Origin of the sequence: Microvirga soli (genome assembly GCF_016734765.1) — a bacterium.
In the GTDB taxonomy this organism is placed as follows: Bacteria; Pseudomonadota; Alphaproteobacteria; order Rhizobiales; family Beijerinckiaceae; genus Microvirga; species Microvirga soli.
Map to the genome: position 1 here is coordinate 111,500 of NZ_JAERQE010000009.1, position 16,265 is coordinate 127,764.

The following is a 16,265-nucleotide window of genomic DNA, read 5'->3' on the forward strand; positions in this document are numbered from 1 at the left end:
GGCAAGATTTGCCGATCCAAAATATTTGGATTTTATCGCGTTTGGAAACCTCCTCTTTACCCTATCCCCTCATGATCCTGAGTGTCAGTTGCGTAACCGGTGATCACCCATGGGTACCTCGCGTACCGGGGCTGCCGGCGCCGCCTCCCGGATCCATGTCTCGCGTACCGGGCGGTCTGCGCCGGCACCTCGGACGGGGCGTAAAACGCCCCTCTCCGTTCTGCCGCCTTCTCTTCCTCTCAATGAGATCCTTCTCGGCGACTGCATCGCCAATCTCGAGAAGCTTCCCCCTGAGAGCGTGGACGTGGTCTTCGCGGATCCACCCTACAATCTCCAACTCGAACAGGCGCTCACGCGTCCTGACCAGAGCCTCGTCGACGCGGTCGATGACGACTGGGACAAGTTCGCGAGCTTTGCCGATTACGACGCGTTCACCCGTGCATGGCTTTTGGCCGTGCGCCGCGTGATGAAGAAGAACGCGACGCTCTGGGTCATCGGCTCCTATCACAACATCTTCCGCGTGGGCTCGGCCCTGCAGGATCTGAACTTCTGGATCCTGAACGACATCGTATGGCGCAAGGCCAACCCGATGCCGAACTTCAAGGGCCGCCGCTTCACCAACGCGCACGAGACCATGATCTGGGCCTCGAAGAGCGCTGATTCGAAGGGCTACACCTTCCATTATGATGCGCTGAAAGCCGGCAATGAAGACGTGCAGATGCGCTCGGACTGGTTCATCCCGATCTGCACGGGCGACGAACGTTTGAAGGACGCGCAGGGCCGCAAGGTGCACCCGACGCAGAAACCTGAATCGCTGCTCGCCCGCATCCTGCTCTCCTCGTCCAATCCCGGCGACGTGGTGCTCGATCCTTTCTTCGGCTCCGGCACCACGGGTGCCGTCGCCAAGATGCTCGGACGCAACTTCATCGGCCTCGAACGCGACTCCACCTATGCCAAGGCGGCGCGCAAGCGCATCGATGCGGTCGAGCCTCTCTCTGACGTCTCGATTGCCCCAGCGCCCGAGAAGCGCACGGAAGTGCGCGTACCGTTCCTGTCCATCATCGAGGCCGGCCATGTGAAGGCCGGAGAGACCCTGGTGGACGAGCGCCGCCGCCACAAGGCAGTGGTGCGGGCCGATGGCACGCTCGCGCTGGGTGCCATTGTCGGCTCGATCCACAAGATCGGCGCGCTGACCCAAGGCTTCCCCTCCTGCAACGGCTGGACCTTCTGGAACGTCGAGCGCGGCGGCAAGCTGGTCTCCATCGACGAGTTCAGGGCCAAGGTGCGGGCGGACATGGCGGCCTGAAGCCCACTGCGACATCGCAAATCCGTGAAAGGGCCGGCCGGGTGCTGGCCCTTTTCGTTTGCCGCACTAAGCTTCTCGTCACAGAGGCGTTATCCAAGACCGCTAGCGCGGGGAAAGCCTTACCAAAAGCGAGGATCTGCCCCGTGTCGATGAAGCGAATCATTCTCCCTATGCTTGTTGCCCTCGCGCCTGCCTTCGCCCAGGCCCAAGGTCTTTCCGGCAATCTGGTGCTCTATACGAGCCAGCCCAACACCGATGCACAGCAGACCATCGACGCTTTCAAGGCCAAGCATCCGGGCGTCAACGTCACCTTCGTCCGTGACGGCACCCCGAAGATCCTCGCCAAGCTCAGCGCCGAATTCGAGGCAGGACAGCCCCAGGCCGACCTGCTGCTGATCGCCGACAGCGTCACCATGGAAGGCCTCAAGAAGGACGATCGCCTCCTGGCGCATGAGAAAGCGGACATCTCGGCCTATTCCGCCGGCACCCATGACGGCCAGAAATTCTGGTTCGCCACCAAGCTGATCACTACGGGCCTCGCCTACAACACCAAGGCGCCCTTCAAGCCGACATCCTGGGCCGATCTCACCAAGCCGGAGGTCAAGGGCCAGCTCGTCATGCCGAGCCCCCTCACCTCCGGCGCCGCCCTCATCCATGCCGCGACGCTCACGGGCACCATCGAAGGCGGCTGGGACTATTACGAGGCGCTGAAAGACAACGAGGCAGTGGCCGGCGGCGGCAATGGCGACGTGCTCAAGCAGGTGGCCGGCGGGCAGAAGCTCTACGGCGTCATCGTCGACTACATGCCGATCCGCGAGAAGGCCAAGGGAGCGCCGATCGAGTTCGTGTTCCCGAAGGAAGGCGTCTCCGCCGTGTCCGAGCCCGTGGCCATTCTCAAGAGCACGAAGAATCCCGAGGCCGCGCGTGCCTTCGTCGACTTCCTGCTCTCCAAGGAGGGCCAGGAGCTGGCCCTGAAGCAGGGATACATCGCCGCCCATCCGGCCGTCGCCCTGCCCGCCGGCTACCCGCCGCGCGAGCAGATCAAGGTCATGGGCTTCGACGCCGCCAGGGCGCTGGCCGACGAGACCAAGAACAAGGCGGCCTTCGCCGACATCTTCGGCCAGTGAGACATCGCACGCACGCCAAGTCGTTCCTGGAGCGGGGAGGTTTTAGCCTCCTCGCTCCGATTGCTTTGGCCGTGGTGATCTTCGACGTATTGCCCGCCGGCCGCCTGCTGCTGACCGCTCTTGCACCAGGCGGCGTCTTCGATCCCGACAAGGCGCTCTCGGCGCTCGCCAGCCGCTCGGCCATCCGCGCCACATGGGCCACGCTGGAGACCGCCCTCTTCTCCACCCTGCTGGCACTGCCCCTCGGCACGCTCATGGCGCTCGTGCTCGGCATCACCGACATCCGCAGGCGACGGATTGCGTCGTTCCTGTTCGTCCTGTCGCTGATGATCTCACCGCAGGTGATCGCGCTCGCCTTTCTGCACCTTGCAGGCCCGGCCTCGCCGATCCTCAACACCCTGGGACTCGCACCCGAGGCCGGCAGCGCCAACCCGATGATGGGGCGCCTCGGCATCATCCTCGTGCTGGGGCTGCACCACGCGCCTCTCGTCTATGTGGTCATGAGCGCGGGCCTGAAGCGCATTCCGCTCGCTGTGGTCGAGGCTGCGCGCATGGATGGCTCACCGCCGCTCAAGGTCGTGACGGATCATCTCCTGCCGCTGCTGCGGCCGCATCTCATGAGCGCGGGCCTGCTCGCCTTCGTGGCGGGCATCGGCAATTTCGGCATTCCGGCGCTGCTGGGCGCACCAGTGAACTATCTCACCCTCCCCGTGCTCATCTATCGCCGCCTGTCGAGTTTTGGCACCGGCATCCTCGGCGATGTGGCGGCGCTGGGCCTCCTTGTGGCGCTCATCGCCATCGTGTGCGTGGCAGCAAGCCAGATCCTGATGCGCAGGGGCGATGTGCTCCTCGAAGAGGATGCGCCGCTCCAGCCGTTCTGGACGCTCGGCCGCGCCGGCGCGGCGGTGGAGGCCTTCGTCATCGCGGTGATCGCCGTCACGCTGGTGCTGCCGATGCTGTCGCTCTTTATAGCAGCCCTGGTGCCGTCCTATGGCATGCCGCTGACGCTCTCGACGATCACGCTCGACAACTTCGTCGAGGTGCTGGCCCGGCAGGAGGTCACCATTCGGGCCTTCCTGAACTCGCTTCTCTATGCAGGCGGTGCGGCCTGCCTGCTCGCGTGTTGTGCAATCCCGATGGCCTATGGGCTGGTCAGGCTGATGGGACCGATGCGGATCGTCGCCACAGCTCTCCTCGAGATCTCCTATGTGCTGCCCGGCATCGTGCTGGCCATCGCGTGCATCCTGCTGTTCCTGAAGCCCCTGCCGCTCGTCGGCGTCTCGCTCTATGCCACGCCGTGGATCATTGTATTCGCCTACCTCGCCCGATTCCTGCCGGTGGTGCTGAAGCCCGCTCTCGCCGGCATGATTCAGGTGGACATGGCCCAGGAGGAAGCCGCAGCCCTTGACGGCGCGCGCCTCACGCGGCGCCTCACGGATATCATTCTGCCTTCGCTTCTTCCGGCGGCGGTCGCGGGTGGCCTGATGGCCTTCCTGCTCGCCTTCAGCGAACTCACCGTCTCGGCCCTGCTCTGGTCGGCCGGCACGGAAACCATCGGCGTCGTGCTCTACAACCTCGAAGAAGCAGGCCTCGCGAGCCAGGCCTCGGCCGTCGCCATCGTCATCGTGGCCGTCGTGACGCTTGCCATGCTCGCGCTGAATGCGCTCGGCCAATACCTTCCGGCCGGCACCCTGCCCTGGCATATCGAGGTGGAGGGTGCCGCATCCTCAACCCGCAAGCCGGACCGGATGCCCACCCGCAGCGGAACGATCGGCCGTGTCGAGCCGCAACCGGCCCTGAGCGCTTAAGCTGTCAGCGTCATGGCCGGAGCAACCCGGCCATGACGCATTTCAGAAGGCTATCGTGTGGAAAGCCACTGCAGCAGCTCCGCATCGAAGAGAGCGCTCTCCTCGAATTGCGGCGTGTGCCCGCTTTCCTCGAACACGCGCAGGGTCAGGTTCTTGAAGCGCTCACGGTACGGAGCCCATGTGGCGTAGGGCGCAACGAGGTAATCGTAGCGCCCGAGGCCCAGGAACACCGGCACGTCGAGATGCTCCAGCCCCTGCGCGATGTCGATGTCGCGGAAGGCCTCGCCCCAGAGGTGGTCGAAGACAGGCATGTTCACATGCACGCCATCCCACAGGGGTGCGGCGTCGAATGTATGATCGTACCAGCTTCGCGCGCCCATCCTCACGCAGAAGGTGACGAAGCGCCTGTCAGGCGCCGCTTCGATCTCGGCGGACAGTCCCGCAAGGTCGGCGTGAAGTCTTGCCTTCCGCTCGGGGCAGACCGATTCCTGCCAGTATTGCTCCGTCGCCGCCTGATGCGCGGCGCTGTGGCTTGGGCCGGTGGCGATCACCACAACATGAGACACATGCTGCGGATAACGCTTGGCATATTCCAGCGCCATGTATCCATGGCCGGAATGGCCGACGACGATCACCTTCTCCAGGCTGAGATGCCGCCGCACGAGATCGATGTCGTCGAGCACGACGTCGAGCGTGTAATCGGATGCAGTGTATGCGCTCGTCGGCTGCGCGAAGCCGCGATGATCGGCGAAGACGAGCTTCAGGGATTGGCGCAAATCCTGCGAGAAGACCCGCGGGTAATAGACCGCGCTGCCGATGACGAGAGTGGGCGTCCCTTCGCCTTCGATGGAATAGGCCAGTTCGAACGGGCCCGAGTGGATGGTTCCGCGCATAACGGCGCGATTGCTGTCAGACATGATGATTCCTTCATCCATGCGTCATGATCCGGCCGAAACGGATGTTTCGGCGCAAAAAGTCGTGGCTCCTTGGCCACAATGTTTTTGTCGGATCGCGTCGCTAACGGATGAGGCGCATGGCCGATGTCCTTCGAGGTCTGGACGGCCCTTTTCGCTCAAACGGAGAAGTTTGTGAAGGTTCGGGCCCCTTCAAAACTGAACATGTCTTGCACGATCCTGTCGGACTGCGCAGGAGCTGCAGATGCGCGATGGTGCCGCTTGTCCCCAGCGCATCGTGCGGAAAAGTGGCCCCGGTTTTCCGGTCCGAACGATGCGCTTCATAGAAAATGAGCATCGGATTGATCCAAAAAGTGGTGTCCACTTTTGGGTCCGATGCTTTTGCTGGAACTTTCCCCTATGCCGAACCCGGTTCAGCGCTTTAACATCCTCTTATGGCTTCTTCGTCTCTCGATCCCTTCCGCCTCGCCCTCACCGAACCATCCTGGGACGACCTTCGGATCTTTCTCGCCGTGGTGGCTCATGGATCGATGAACAGCGCCGCTAAGGCGCTTGGGCAGAGCCAGCCGACCATCGCGCGGCGCATCAAGGTGCTGGAGGAAACGTTCGGGCTCACGCTCTTCCAGCGCGGCCCCAACAATCTTGAGCTGACGGAGGCCGGACACGCCGTTCTCGAAGCAGCCGCTCCCATGGGGGAAGCCGCCGCCATCGTGTCGCGCACGGCCGCCGCCTACCGGCCCGACCCCGATGCGCCTGTGCGGGTGACGGCCACCGCCTCGGTCACCCTGTTCGTATCGCTTCATTCGGCAGAGCTGCACGAGGCCGCCGCACCCGTGGAGATCGCCTATATTCCGACGAGGCAAAAGCTTGATCTCGCATCCGGCGAGGCCGATATCGGCCTGCGCATGCGTCACCTGCCGGAGGGCACGGATGATCTCGTGGCCCGCAGGATCGGCCAGATCGCCTTTGCCATCTATGCCCGTGACGAGAATCCCACCGCCGTCATCGCACCGCCGGAGGACCCGACTCTGTCGAAGCAGGCCGCCTATGTGGCCGCGTTCGCGCACGGCCGCACCATCGCGGCTCGCATCGGCGACATGCCGATCCGGTATCAGGCGGCAAAGGCCGGCCTGGGCGCAGCCTTCCTCCCCTGCTGGCTCGGCGATTCGGACCCTGAACTCGTTCAGGTGATGAAGCCCGAGGGCGACCTGATCGAAGACCTCTTCCTCGTCATGCACCGCCGCAGCCGCAACCGCCCCAACGTAACGCGCGTGGCGAATGCGCTCGCAACGCTGTTCAAGCGCAATCAGAAGGCGCTGGTGGGCGGGTAACGCTTCTACAAAGTGCGCCCTCATCCTGAGGAGGTCGCGCAGCGACCATCTCGAAGGAGGGTCCAGTGCTCTCTGGATGCTCCTTCGAGATGCAGCCTCACGGCTGCTCCTCAGGATGAGGGCAGAGTGTGGTTTCGACCGTATTAGGCACCCTTAGCCTGCTTCTGCCCCGATGCTTTCACCTTAGCACCCGGCAGCTCGCCAAGCGCATGCGCCAGAACCTTCTTCATGGCGCCGGGCAGCGCCTCCTCGTGCAGTTGCAGACGCGGGGTCCAGCGCATGTCCTCCGGTGCGGGCGTGCCCCTGGCGACCTTGGCGAAGAGCACCGTCAGTTCCAGCGGGAAATGAGTGAAGACGTGGCGCACCGTGCCGGGCAGGCGCTGCCAGCGGGCCTCGATGGGCGCGTCGAGCACGGCGCGGGAGGGTTCGTAATCCGGCACCCAGTCGCTCGTCGGCGGCTCTACCATGCCGCCGAGCAATCCCATGGGCGGGCGGGTGCGGAGCAGGATTGTGTCGTCGGCACGCAAAACCACGAAGGCCGCGCCTTTTCGCAGTTGCCCGGTTTCCTTCTTGTGCTTCTTCGGGAAAGTCTCCTGCAGACCCTCGGCCCGGGCGCGGCAGGGCACCATCCAGGGGCACAGCGCACAGGCGGGGCGTTTGGGGGTGCAGATGGTGGCGCCGAGATCCATCACCGCCTGGGCAAAGTCGCCCGGGCGGTCCTCCGGCACCAAGTCTTCCGTGAGGCTTCGGATCAGGGGCTTGGCCTTCGGCAGCGGCTCCTCGACCATGAACAGGCGAGACATGACCCGCTCCACATTGCCATCGACCGCTGCCGCTTTCTCGTTGAAGGCAATGGCCGCCACAGCCGCCGCCGTATAGGCGCCGATGCCACGAAGCTTGAGGAGTTCGGCTTCCGTCGAGGGGAACCGTCCGTCGTGTTTCTCCACAATCGCCTTGGCGCAAGCATGGAGGTTGCGGGCGCGGGAATAATAGCCGAGACCCGCCCAGGCGTGCATGACCGTCTCGGACGGCGCTTCGGCCAGAGCCTCCACGGTCGGGAAGCGCTCCAGGAATTTGACGTAGTAGGGTTTGACCGCTGCCACTGTGGTCTGCTGCAGCATGATCTCGGACAGCCAGACACGGTAAGGGTTTGCGATCTCGCCCGGCTTGGCGCGCCACGGCAGATCGCGCCGGTGACGGTCGTACCAGACGAGAAGATCCTGCGGGGCGGGCTTGGTCGCGCTCGAAGCGGGCGTTAACATGGGCTTTGGAATAGCGTTCTATACCGAATATTCCAACGCGGCTTTTGGACATTCAACATGAGACGACCGCGGCCTCTTGCCCGCCCCCTTGCCGAGTTTCTCGACGTCTGTCTGTCCCCCAGCCTGGCGGCGCAGGGCTTTGCCACGTCGGACATCATCATGGCCTGGCCCGAGATCTTGGGCGAGCGGCTGGCCGCATTCACCCAGCCGCTCAAGATCGAGTGGAAGCGCAAAGCCCCCCATGCCGATCCGGAAACCCGGCCAGACCCCGCGACCCTGGTCATCCGGGTGGAGAGTGCCTTCGCCCTCGAACTCCAGCACATGGCCCCTACCATCATCGACCGGGTGAACACCTATTACGGCTGGCGCTGCATCGGGAAGATCGTGCTGAAACAAGGACCTGTGCGGCGGGTTGAAAAGAAGCGCCCGGCCCCTCCCGCCCTGACATCCGCAGACCGGGAGAAGGTCGACAGGGCTATACACCCCATCGAGGAGGAAGCCCTTAAGGCCGCCCTCGACCGGCTGGGTCAGGCGATCGTCAGCTCCGGTTCACGCACGAAAGCGTGAGATACCCGGCGCTTGCCTCGAGGGCCAAGGCATTCTACCGCAGAACGAAATCCCTTCAGGAGTTCCCTTACGATGATCACCCGGCGTCAGACGCTTCAGCTTCTCGGAACCGCAGCCGTCACCGCGTACCTCGCCACGAGCCTTCCGGCCCTCGCCCAGAACGTGGCCGAGTCCGATCTCGCGGTTCAAGGCCCCCTCGGCGACGTGGCCGTGGGGCCAGAAAACGCCAAGGTGACGATCATCGAGTACGCCTCGCTCACCTGCTCGCACTGCGCCAACTTCCACAAAACCACCTGGCCGGAGCTGAAGAAGCGCTACGTCGACACCGGCAAGGTCCGGTTCGTCCTGCGCGAGTTCCCCCTCGATCCCCTCGCCACGGCCGGTTTCATGCTCGCCCGCTGCGACAGCGCGGACAAGTATTACCCGATCACCGACCTGCTCTTCGAGCAGCAGCGGAACTGGGCTTTTACGGACAAGCCCCTGGACGCCCTGCGCGGCCTGATGCGCCAGGCGGGTTTTTCACAGGAAAAATTTGACGCTTGCCTCAAGGACCAGAAACTATATGACGCAGTCAACGCGGTGAAGAACCGGGGTATGGAGCAGTTCCGTGTGGACTCCACGCCCACTTTCTTCATCAATGGCCAGCGTCATCCTGGAAGCCTGTCGATCGATGAGATTGAAAAGGTCATCAAGCCGATCCTGGGAGAGTAAGCTCTCCTCACCTGCCCCCCTGGGGCGGGACGGGAAGGCGCGTCCATGAAGCTGACGCGCCTTCGCATTGCAGGCTTCAAGACCTTCGTCGAGCCCACCGACTTCCTGATCGAGCCGGGCTTGACCGGCGTTGTCGGGCCGAACGGCTGCGGCAAGTCCAACCTCGTCGAGGCCCTGCGCTGGGTCATGGGGGAGAACTCCTTCAAGAACATGCGCGCCACGGGGATGGACGACGTCATCTTCTCCGGCTCCGGCGGTCGTCCGGCCCGTAACTGGGCCGAGGTGATGCTCACCATCGACAATGCAGAGCGCACCGCGCCCGCCGCCTTCAACGACAGCGACCTCCTGGAAATCTCCCGTAAGATCGAGCGCGAGGAAGGCTCGACCTACCGGGTCAACGGCAAGGAAGTGCGCGCCCGCGACGTGCAGATCCTGTTCGCCGACGCCGCCACCGGGTCCCGGTCGCCGGCCCTCGTCCGCCAGGGCCAGATCAGCGAGATCATCTCGGCCAAGCCCCAGGCCCGCCGCCGCATCCTGGAGGATGCCGCCGGCATCGCGGGCCTCCACGCCCGCCGCCACGAGGCGGAGCTGCGCCTCAAGGCTGCCGAGGACAACCTCGTGCGCGTCGAGGACGTGATCCGCGAGCTGGAAAGCCAGATCGAGAGCCTGAAGCGCCAGGGCCGGCAGGCCTCCCGCTACAAGAACCTCTCCGCCGAAATCCGCCGGCTCGAAGCCCTGATGTACGCCATCAGCTTCTCCGAGGCCCGGGAGCAGGCCGCCACGGCCGAACGCCAGGTCACTGAGGCCCTTAAGGCCGTGGCCGATGCCACCGAGGAGCAGACCCGCGCGGCCACCGCCCAGGCGGTCGCTGCCCATGCCCTTCCCGGCCTGCGCCAGGCGGAAGCCGCGGCAGCCGCCGCCCTGCAGCGCCTGACCCATGCCCGCAACGAGCTCGAATCGGAGGAGCGCCGCTCCAAGGAGCGCGTGACGGAGCTCGAACGTCATATCGGGGACCTCAACCGCGACCTCGCCCGCGAGGCCGCCCAGCGTACGGACGCCGAGGCCACCATCGAGCGCCTCCAGTCCGAAGCCTCCGAGATCGCGCTCACCACCGATGGAGCGGACGACGCCCGCACCGAGGCCGAGGAGCGCCTCCACAGCGCCGAGGCCGAGCTGCACGAGGCGGAAGCATCGTTAAGCGCCCTTCAGGCCCAGACCTCCGACCTCAACGCCCGCCGCGCCGCCCTCGAGCGTGCCGTGCGCGAGGAGATGGAGCGCGCCGCCCGCTTCCGGTCCGAGAAGGAGCGGCTGGAGCGTGAGATCGCGGCCCTTTCGGGCTCCTCGGAGGACGGCCCCTCCCTCGACGACATGCGCGAGGAGATGGCGATCGCCGAGGAAAGCGCCCAATCGGCCGAAGAGGCCGTGATCGAGGCACGCGAGACCCTCGCCGGTACCCGCGAGGCCGAGAATCGCCTGCGCCAGCCCCTCAACGAGGCCGAGCGCAAGGCGCAGCGGCTCGAAACCGAGGCGCTGACGCTCGCCAAGCTCGTCACTTCCGCCACGGGCGACCTGTGGCCCCCTGCCCTCGACCAGATAACGGTGGAGAAGGGCTATGAGACGGCGCTCGGCGCTGCGCTCGGTGACGATCTCGAAGCCTCGACCAACCCGTCGGCTCCTCACCATTGGGAAATGACCGGAACCGGCGAGAGCGACCCTACCCTGCCAGACGGCGTCCGCTCGCTGGCAGAGCTTTCTCGCGCCCCGGCTGAGCTTTCTCGCCGCCTGCGCCAGATCGGCGTCGTGAGCAAGGCCGACGGGCTCCGCCTGCGCAACCTCCTGAAGCCCGGCCAACGGCTCGTTTCGCAGGAAGGCGACCTCTGGCGCTGGGATGGCTTCACCACTGCCGCTGAGGCTCCCTCTCCGGCGGCCCGCCGCCTCGCTGAAAAGAATCGCCTCGGCGACCTGGAGCGTGAAGCGACGGAGGCCCGCGAGCAGGCCGAGCATCTGCGCCATGAGGCCGAAGGAGCCCTCGAAGCCGTCCGCAGGGCCGCGTCCCACGAGATGCAGGCCATCGAGGCCGCGCGTCAGGCCCGTCAGGCCCTCGATGCCGCCCGGACCCGGTTGACAGCCGCAGAGCGCAAGGAGGCCGAACTTGGCCAGCGCCGCTCGGCCCTGCAGGAAGGCCTGACCCGCTTCTCGGAGAGCGAGGCGGAGGCGCTGGAGCGCGTGCAGGATGCCGAAGGCGCCCTGCAGGACCTTGCTCCGGCCCCAGATCTTGAGAGTCGCCTCCTCGAGGAGCGCACCCGTGTCGCCGAGCGTCGGGCCGCAGCCTCCGAGGCGCGCGCCGCCCTGCAGTCGCTCATGCACGAGGCCGAGCTGCGTCGTCGCCGGCAGGATGCTCTTTCGGCCGATATCCGCCTGTGGACCGAGCGTGCCGCCCGCGCGGCCAAGGCTTTTGAGGACCTGGGCGAGCGCCTGGAGCGCGCCCGGGACGAGCATGAGCGTCTGCTGGAAGCCCCCGACACCTATCTCCAGCGCCGCCGCGCCTTGATTGCGGAAGTCGAGGAGGCCGAGGCCAAGCGCAAGGAGGCCGCCGACCACCTCGCCGATGCGGAGACGGGCCTCGCCGAGACGGACCGCACCGCCCGCACCGCCCTTGAGGCGCTTTCGGCCGCTCGCGAATCCCGTGCAGGCTCACAGGCCCGGCACGAAGCCGCCGTAGCGCGCCTCGCCGAGATCACCCGCACCATTGCGGAGAACCTCGAGACGACCCCGGCCGGGCTGATCGAACTCGCTGGCCTCAAGGAGGCCACGGAGCTTCCGCCGCATGCGGAAATCGAATCGAAGCTTCACTCCCTCAAGAACGACCGGGAGCGCTTGGGCGCCGTGAACCTGCGCGCCGACGAGGAGCTGACCGAACTCGAAACCAAGTACAACGGCATCACCAGCGAGCGGGACGACCTCGTCGAGGCCATCAAGCGTCTGCGCCAGGCCATCGGCAGCCTCAACCGCGAGGGCCGCGAGCGGCTGCTCGCCGCCTTCGACGTGGTGAACAACCATTTCAAGCAGCTCTTCAGCACCCTGTTCGGTGGCGGCACGGCCGAGCTGACCCTGGTCGATTCGGACGACCCGCTGGAAGCCGGCCTTGAAATCCTCGCCCGTCCGCCCGGCAAGAAGCCCCAGAGCATGACCCTGCTCTCCGGCGGCGAGCAGGCGCTGACCGCCACGGCGCTGATCTTTGCCGTGTTCCTCACGAACCCGTCGCCGATCTGCGTGCTCGACGAGGTTGACGCGCCCCTCGACGACGCCAATGTGGAGCGCTACTGCGCCCTCCTGGAGGACATGTCCCGCCAGACCGAGACCCGGTTTGTGGTCATCACCCACAACCCAATCACCATGGCCCGGATGGACCGCCTGTTCGGCGTCACCATGGCCGAGCGCGGCGTCTCTCAGCTGGTCTCCGTGGACCTGCAGAGCGCCGAGCGTATTCTTGAGGTGGCCTAAGGCTTTCAGGCCTTGCCATGCTTCCACCTCAAAAACATGTGCGCTTTCCGCTGCAGCTTGTGCGGAAACGTCTATAAGACAAGAATATCAATTACTTAGTTCTTTTCAGACGGTTCTTGACAGGGGGGACCCCCGCTCATATGGTGCGCCCGGCTTTCGGGGCTGGTCTTCCAGGAATTTTCCCGTAACGCTTCACAGGAGATCGCAATGGCGGACCCTCACGAGCGGAACGGTGAAAATGAGCGGAAACCGAGCAGCGCCGATGATGCCGACCTGTCAGCGAGACTGAAATCACTCGATGCGCGGATCTCTCAAGCATCCGTTCAACGAGCCGAGTCGGAACCTCGTGCCCGCCCGACGTCCAATTCCACTGCTCTCGGCCAAGCCTTCAGGCTCTCGGCCGAATTTGTTGCAGGAGTTGCGGCCGGCGGGATCTTGGGTTGGATCGTCGACTACCTGTTCGGATCTTCCCCTTGGGGTCTGATCGTTTGTCTGATACTCGGCTTCTGTGCCGGGATGCTCAATCTGATGCGAGCTGCCGGGGTGGTCAAACCCGCCCGGCATGACGACAAGCGGTGACGGACTTCGAACGCCGTATGGCATTGGCAACAGCGAACTTTTGAGAGCGGATCATGGCGAGCCCGATCGAACAATTCCAGATCAAGCCCCTTATTCCGGTCATCAACTTCACCAATTCGTCCGCCTTCATGATTGGCGCCGCCGCCGTGATCGTAGGCGGTCTTCTCTACGCCACCCGTAAGCGCGCCGTCGTTCCGGGTCGCTCTCAGTCGGTCGCCGAGGTGCTGCACGACTTCGTGGCGAACACGCTGGTCGATGCCACCGGCAAGGAGGGGATGAAGTTCTTCCCCCTCGTGTTTTCGCTCTTCATGTTCGTGCTGACCGCAAACCTGCTCGGCATGATCCCCGGCTTCTTCACGGTCACCAGCCACATCATCGTCACCTTCGCGCTCGCCATGTTGGTGATCGGCACCGTGGTGGTCTACGGCTTCGTCAAGCACGGCACCCATTTCCTCGGCCTCTTCGTGCCGTCGGGTGTGCCGGGCTGGCTCCTGCCCTTCATCGTGGTCATCGAGCTCATCTCCTTCCTGTCCCGCCCGATTTCGCTGTCCCTGCGTCTCTTCGCGAACATGCTCGCGGGACACATCGCGCTGAAGGTCTTCGCAGGCTTCGTGGTCAGCCTCCTGGCTGCCGGCGGCGCTCTGACGATTCTCGCTCCGCTGCCGCTCCTCATGGCGGTTGCTCTCATGGCGCTCGAGTTCCTCGTCGCCGCTCTGCAGGCCTATGTCTTCACGGTGTTGACCTGCATCTACCTCAACGACGCGCTGCACCCGGGCCACTAGGTCTGCGCTGAGTTAACCTTCCCTCCCGATCACGTTATTCCCAAGGAGATCACAATGGATCCGGTTGCTTTCAAGTACCTCGGCGCGGGCCTCGCCTGCATTGGCATGGGTCTCGCCGCCATGGGCGTCGGCAACATCTTCGGCAACTTCCTCTCGGGCGCCCTGCGCAACCCGTCGGCAGCTGACGGCCAGTTCGCCCGCGCCTTCATCGGTGCGGCGCTCGCAGAAGGTCTCGGCATCTTCTGTCTCGTCGTCGCTCTCGTTCTGCTCTTCACCTAATCTCAAGACGGTGATCGGGAGGTCGAGGCGCGCAAGCGCTTCGCCTCGACAGGGGTGACGGCGGATTGAACCGCCGTCATTCATGTTTCCGGCGTATCGTGCGGAAAAGTGGGAACCGGTTTTCCGCGCTGAACGATACGCCAGTTTAGGGATTGAGCATCGAATCAATCCCAAAAGTGCATTCCACTTTTGGGTCCGATGCTAGGAACGTTCTTTAGGATCTGCTCCATGGCTCAGGCTCAGACGAACCACGCCACAACAGAGGCCCCCGGCGGCGCTCACGAGGATATCGGCTTTCCGCCCTTTGAGACGGAGACCTATGCCGGTCAGCTCCTCTGGTTGGCGATCACCTTCGTGGTGCTCTACACCCTGCTCTCACGGCTGGTCCTCCCGCGCCTGAGCGGAATTATCGAGAATCGCCGCGCGATGATCGCCAGCGATCTCGACGACGCGGCTGCCATGAAATCCCGCGCGGAAGAAGCAGGCACGGCCTACGAGAAGTCGCTCTCTGAGGCCAAGACCCGCGCTCAGGCTCTGGCCCAGGAAACCCGCGCCAAGCTCTCCGCCGAGAGCGATGTCAAGCGCAAGGCCCTTGAAGCCGACCTTAACCAGCGCCTCGCAGAGGCTGAGGCGACGATCTCGTCCAAGAAGTCCGAGGCCATGAGCCACGTGGACGCCATCGCCCGCGACACGGCTTCCGCCATCATCGAGCGCCTGACCGGCAAGGCTCCGGCCCCGCAGAAGGTCGAAGCCGCTCTCAACCAGATCAAGGCCTGATCAGGAGATCCGCATGTTCCAAAGCGCTGAATTCTGGGTCGGGGTCGCTTTCGTCATCTTCTGGGGCCTGATGTTCTATCTCGGCGTCCCGGGCAAGGTGATGAACCAGCTCGACTCTCGCGGCAAGCGCATTGCCGACGAACTGGCCGAGGCCAAGCGCCTGCGCCAGGATGCTGAACGGCTTCTCAAGGAATACGAGTCCAAGCGCGCCGCCGCCGAGCGCGAGGCTGCCGACATCGTTTCCAACGCCCGTGCCGAGGCCGAGCGCCTTGCCGCCGAGGCGCAGGAGAAGATGACCGACTTCGTGAAGCGCCGCACCGCCACGGCCGAGGCGAAGATCGCCCAGGCCGAGGCGCAGGCCTCCGCCGAGGTGCGCGCCGCCGCTGTCGACGCTGCCATCAAGGCCTCCGAGCGCGTCCTGCGCGACGAGATCACCGGCGCCGCCGCCGCTTCGCTGGTTACGTCGAGCCTCAATGACGTACGCACGAAGCTGCAGTAAGGCTTCCTGCACAACAACAATCTCAAAGGCCGCCCTTCGAGGCGGCCTTTTTGCTGGAGGGCACACCATGCTGCTGATCTTCGACTGCGACGGGGTTCTGGTGGATTCCGAGGCCCTCGCCTGCGAGATAGACGCCCAGATCCTCACCCGCATCGGGCTGCCCTATTCGGCGGAAGATATTGCGCGAAAGTTCGTCGGCGTCAGCTTCAAGGACATGGTGGCGCGTCTCGAGGCGGAGCATGCCTGCACGCTTCCCGCCGATCTGGGCGCGCAACTGGACAGCGCTCTCTTCGCAAAATTTGAAACGGACCTGAAGCCCATCGACGGCATCCGCGAGACCATTCTCTCGCTTCCCTACCCGCGCTGTGTGGCGTCCTCCTCCACGCCCGAGCGCATCGCGCTGTCGCTGCGTGTGACGGGATTATCGGATCTCTTCGACAGTATCTTTAGCGCGACCCAGGTTGAGCGAGGAAAGCCCGCCCCTGACCTGTTTCTCCACGCCGCGAAAAGCATGAGCGTGAACCCCCAAGATTGCGTCGTGATTGAGGATTCAGCGGCGGGTGTTCAGGGCGCCCTGGCTGCCGGTATGAAGGTGATCGGCTTCGTCGGCGGCGTTCATTGCGGGCCGGAGCATGCGGAGAAGCTGCGGCAGGCGGGTGCATCCATTGTCATTGAGAGGATGACCAATTTAACGAAGACTGTGCAGGCGTTCGCGTGACCACAACGTCATCCCGGACGGCGCAAGCCGATCTGGGATGACGAATCCAAGATCACAAATGAAAATGCCCGGCACATGGCCGGGCATTTGCACTTTGAGGA

15 protein-coding genes are annotated in these 16,265 nt (G+C 64.6%); 13 read left to right on the forward strand and 2 right to left on the reverse strand.

Going from position 1 to position 16,265, the window contains the following annotated elements; all coding sequences use genetic code 11:
• The first annotated feature begins 109 nt into the window (after positions 1-109).
• The 3 genes from JKL45_RS10695 (at position 110) to JKL45_RS10705 (ending at position 4,241) form a co-directional block, all read left to right on the forward strand.
• On the forward strand, positions 110-1,306 hold the full coding sequence (locus JKL45_RS10695; RefSeq protein WP_246498463.1) for a site-specific DNA-methyltransferase: 1,197 nt from the start codon (positions 110-112) through the stop codon (positions 1,304-1,306).
• Between the two features lie 149 nt (positions 1,307-1,455).
• Positions 1,456-2,433, forward strand: a complete 978-nt coding sequence (locus JKL45_RS10700; protein ID WP_201861175.1) for an ABC transporter substrate-binding protein — start codon at positions 1,456-1,458, stop codon at positions 2,431-2,433.
• Positions 2,430-4,241 (forward strand): ABC transporter permease, encoded by a 1,812-nt coding sequence (locus JKL45_RS10705; RefSeq protein ID WP_201861117.1) that lies wholly within the window; start codon positions 2,430-2,432, stop codon positions 4,239-4,241. The genes JKL45_RS10700 and JKL45_RS10705 overlap by 4 nt, the downstream gene beginning before the upstream one ends.
• 50 nt (positions 4,242-4,291) lie before the next feature.
• Here JKL45_RS10705 and JKL45_RS10710 read toward each other — a convergent pair whose 3' ends face one another.
• Positions 4,292-5,158, reverse strand: a complete 867-nt coding sequence (locus tag JKL45_RS10710) for an alpha/beta fold hydrolase (RefSeq protein ID WP_201861118.1) — start codon at positions 5,156-5,158, stop codon at positions 4,292-4,294.
• A 431-nt stretch (positions 5,159-5,589) separates the two neighbouring features.
• Between JKL45_RS10710 and JKL45_RS10715 the strand changes: the two genes are divergently transcribed.
• Positions 5,590-6,486: a LysR family transcriptional regulator gene (locus JKL45_RS10715; protein WP_201861119.1), complete on the forward strand. Its 897-nt coding sequence runs from the start codon at positions 5,590-5,592 to the stop codon at positions 6,484-6,486.
• Between the two features lie 143 nt (positions 6,487-6,629).
• On the opposite strand, the gene mutY is transcribed toward JKL45_RS10715, so the two are convergent.
• Positions 6,630-7,748 carry an A/G-specific adenine glycosylase gene (gene mutY / locus JKL45_RS10720; protein WP_201861120.1) on the reverse strand — a complete coding sequence of 373 codons (1,119 nt, stop codon included), beginning with the start codon at positions 7,746-7,748 and terminating at the stop codon, positions 6,630-6,632.
• A 57-nt stretch (positions 7,749-7,805) separates the two neighbouring features.
• Here mutY and JKL45_RS10725 point away from each other — a divergent pair, with 57 nt between their 5' ends.
• The 9 genes from JKL45_RS10725 (at position 7,806) to JKL45_RS10765 (ending at position 16,164) form a co-directional block, all read left to right on the forward strand.
• Entirely contained in the window at positions 7,806-8,315 is a 510-nt protein-coding gene (locus JKL45_RS10725) for a DUF721 domain-containing protein (RefSeq protein WP_201861121.1), read from the forward strand.
• A 72-nt stretch (positions 8,316-8,387) separates the two neighbouring features.
• Positions 8,388-9,026, forward strand: coding sequence for a DsbA family protein (locus JKL45_RS10730; RefSeq protein WP_201861122.1), 639 nt, complete (start codon positions 8,388-8,390; stop codon positions 9,024-9,026).
• Between the two features lie 45 nt (positions 9,027-9,071).
• Positions 9,072-12,530, forward strand: coding sequence for a chromosome segregation protein SMC (gene smc / locus JKL45_RS10735; protein WP_201861123.1), 3,459 nt, complete (start codon positions 9,072-9,074; stop codon positions 12,528-12,530).
• Positions 12,531-12,737: 207 nt separating this feature from the next.
• Positions 12,738-13,109 carry an AtpZ/AtpI family protein gene (locus tag JKL45_RS10740; RefSeq protein WP_190844924.1) on the forward strand — a complete coding sequence of 124 codons (372 nt, stop codon included), beginning with the start codon at positions 12,738-12,740 and terminating at the stop codon, positions 13,107-13,109.
• A gap of 53 nt (positions 13,110-13,162) precedes the next feature.
• Complete coding sequence (locus JKL45_RS10745; protein WP_201861124.1) at positions 13,163-13,891, forward strand: F0F1 ATP synthase subunit A; 729 nt, start codon at positions 13,163-13,165, stop codon at positions 13,889-13,891.
• Between the two features lie 54 nt (positions 13,892-13,945).
• Complete coding sequence (locus JKL45_RS10750; RefSeq protein ID WP_150949349.1) at positions 13,946-14,170, forward strand: F0F1 ATP synthase subunit C; 225 nt, start codon at positions 13,946-13,948, stop codon at positions 14,168-14,170.
• A gap of 228 nt (positions 14,171-14,398) precedes the next feature.
• Entirely contained in the window at positions 14,399-14,947 is a 549-nt protein-coding gene (locus JKL45_RS10755) for a F0F1 ATP synthase subunit B family protein (protein WP_201861125.1), read from the forward strand.
• A gap of 13 nt (positions 14,948-14,960) precedes the next feature.
• Positions 14,961-15,446 carry a F0F1 ATP synthase subunit B family protein gene (locus tag JKL45_RS10760; protein WP_201861126.1) on the forward strand — a complete coding sequence of 162 codons (486 nt, stop codon included), beginning with the start codon at positions 14,961-14,963 and terminating at the stop codon, positions 15,444-15,446.
• A 67-nt stretch (positions 15,447-15,513) separates the two neighbouring features.
• A complete protein-coding gene (locus JKL45_RS10765) occupies positions 15,514-16,164 on the forward strand; it encodes an HAD family hydrolase (RefSeq protein ID WP_201861127.1) in 651 nt (216 codons plus the stop codon).
• Positions 16,165-16,265: the final 101 nt, after the last annotated feature.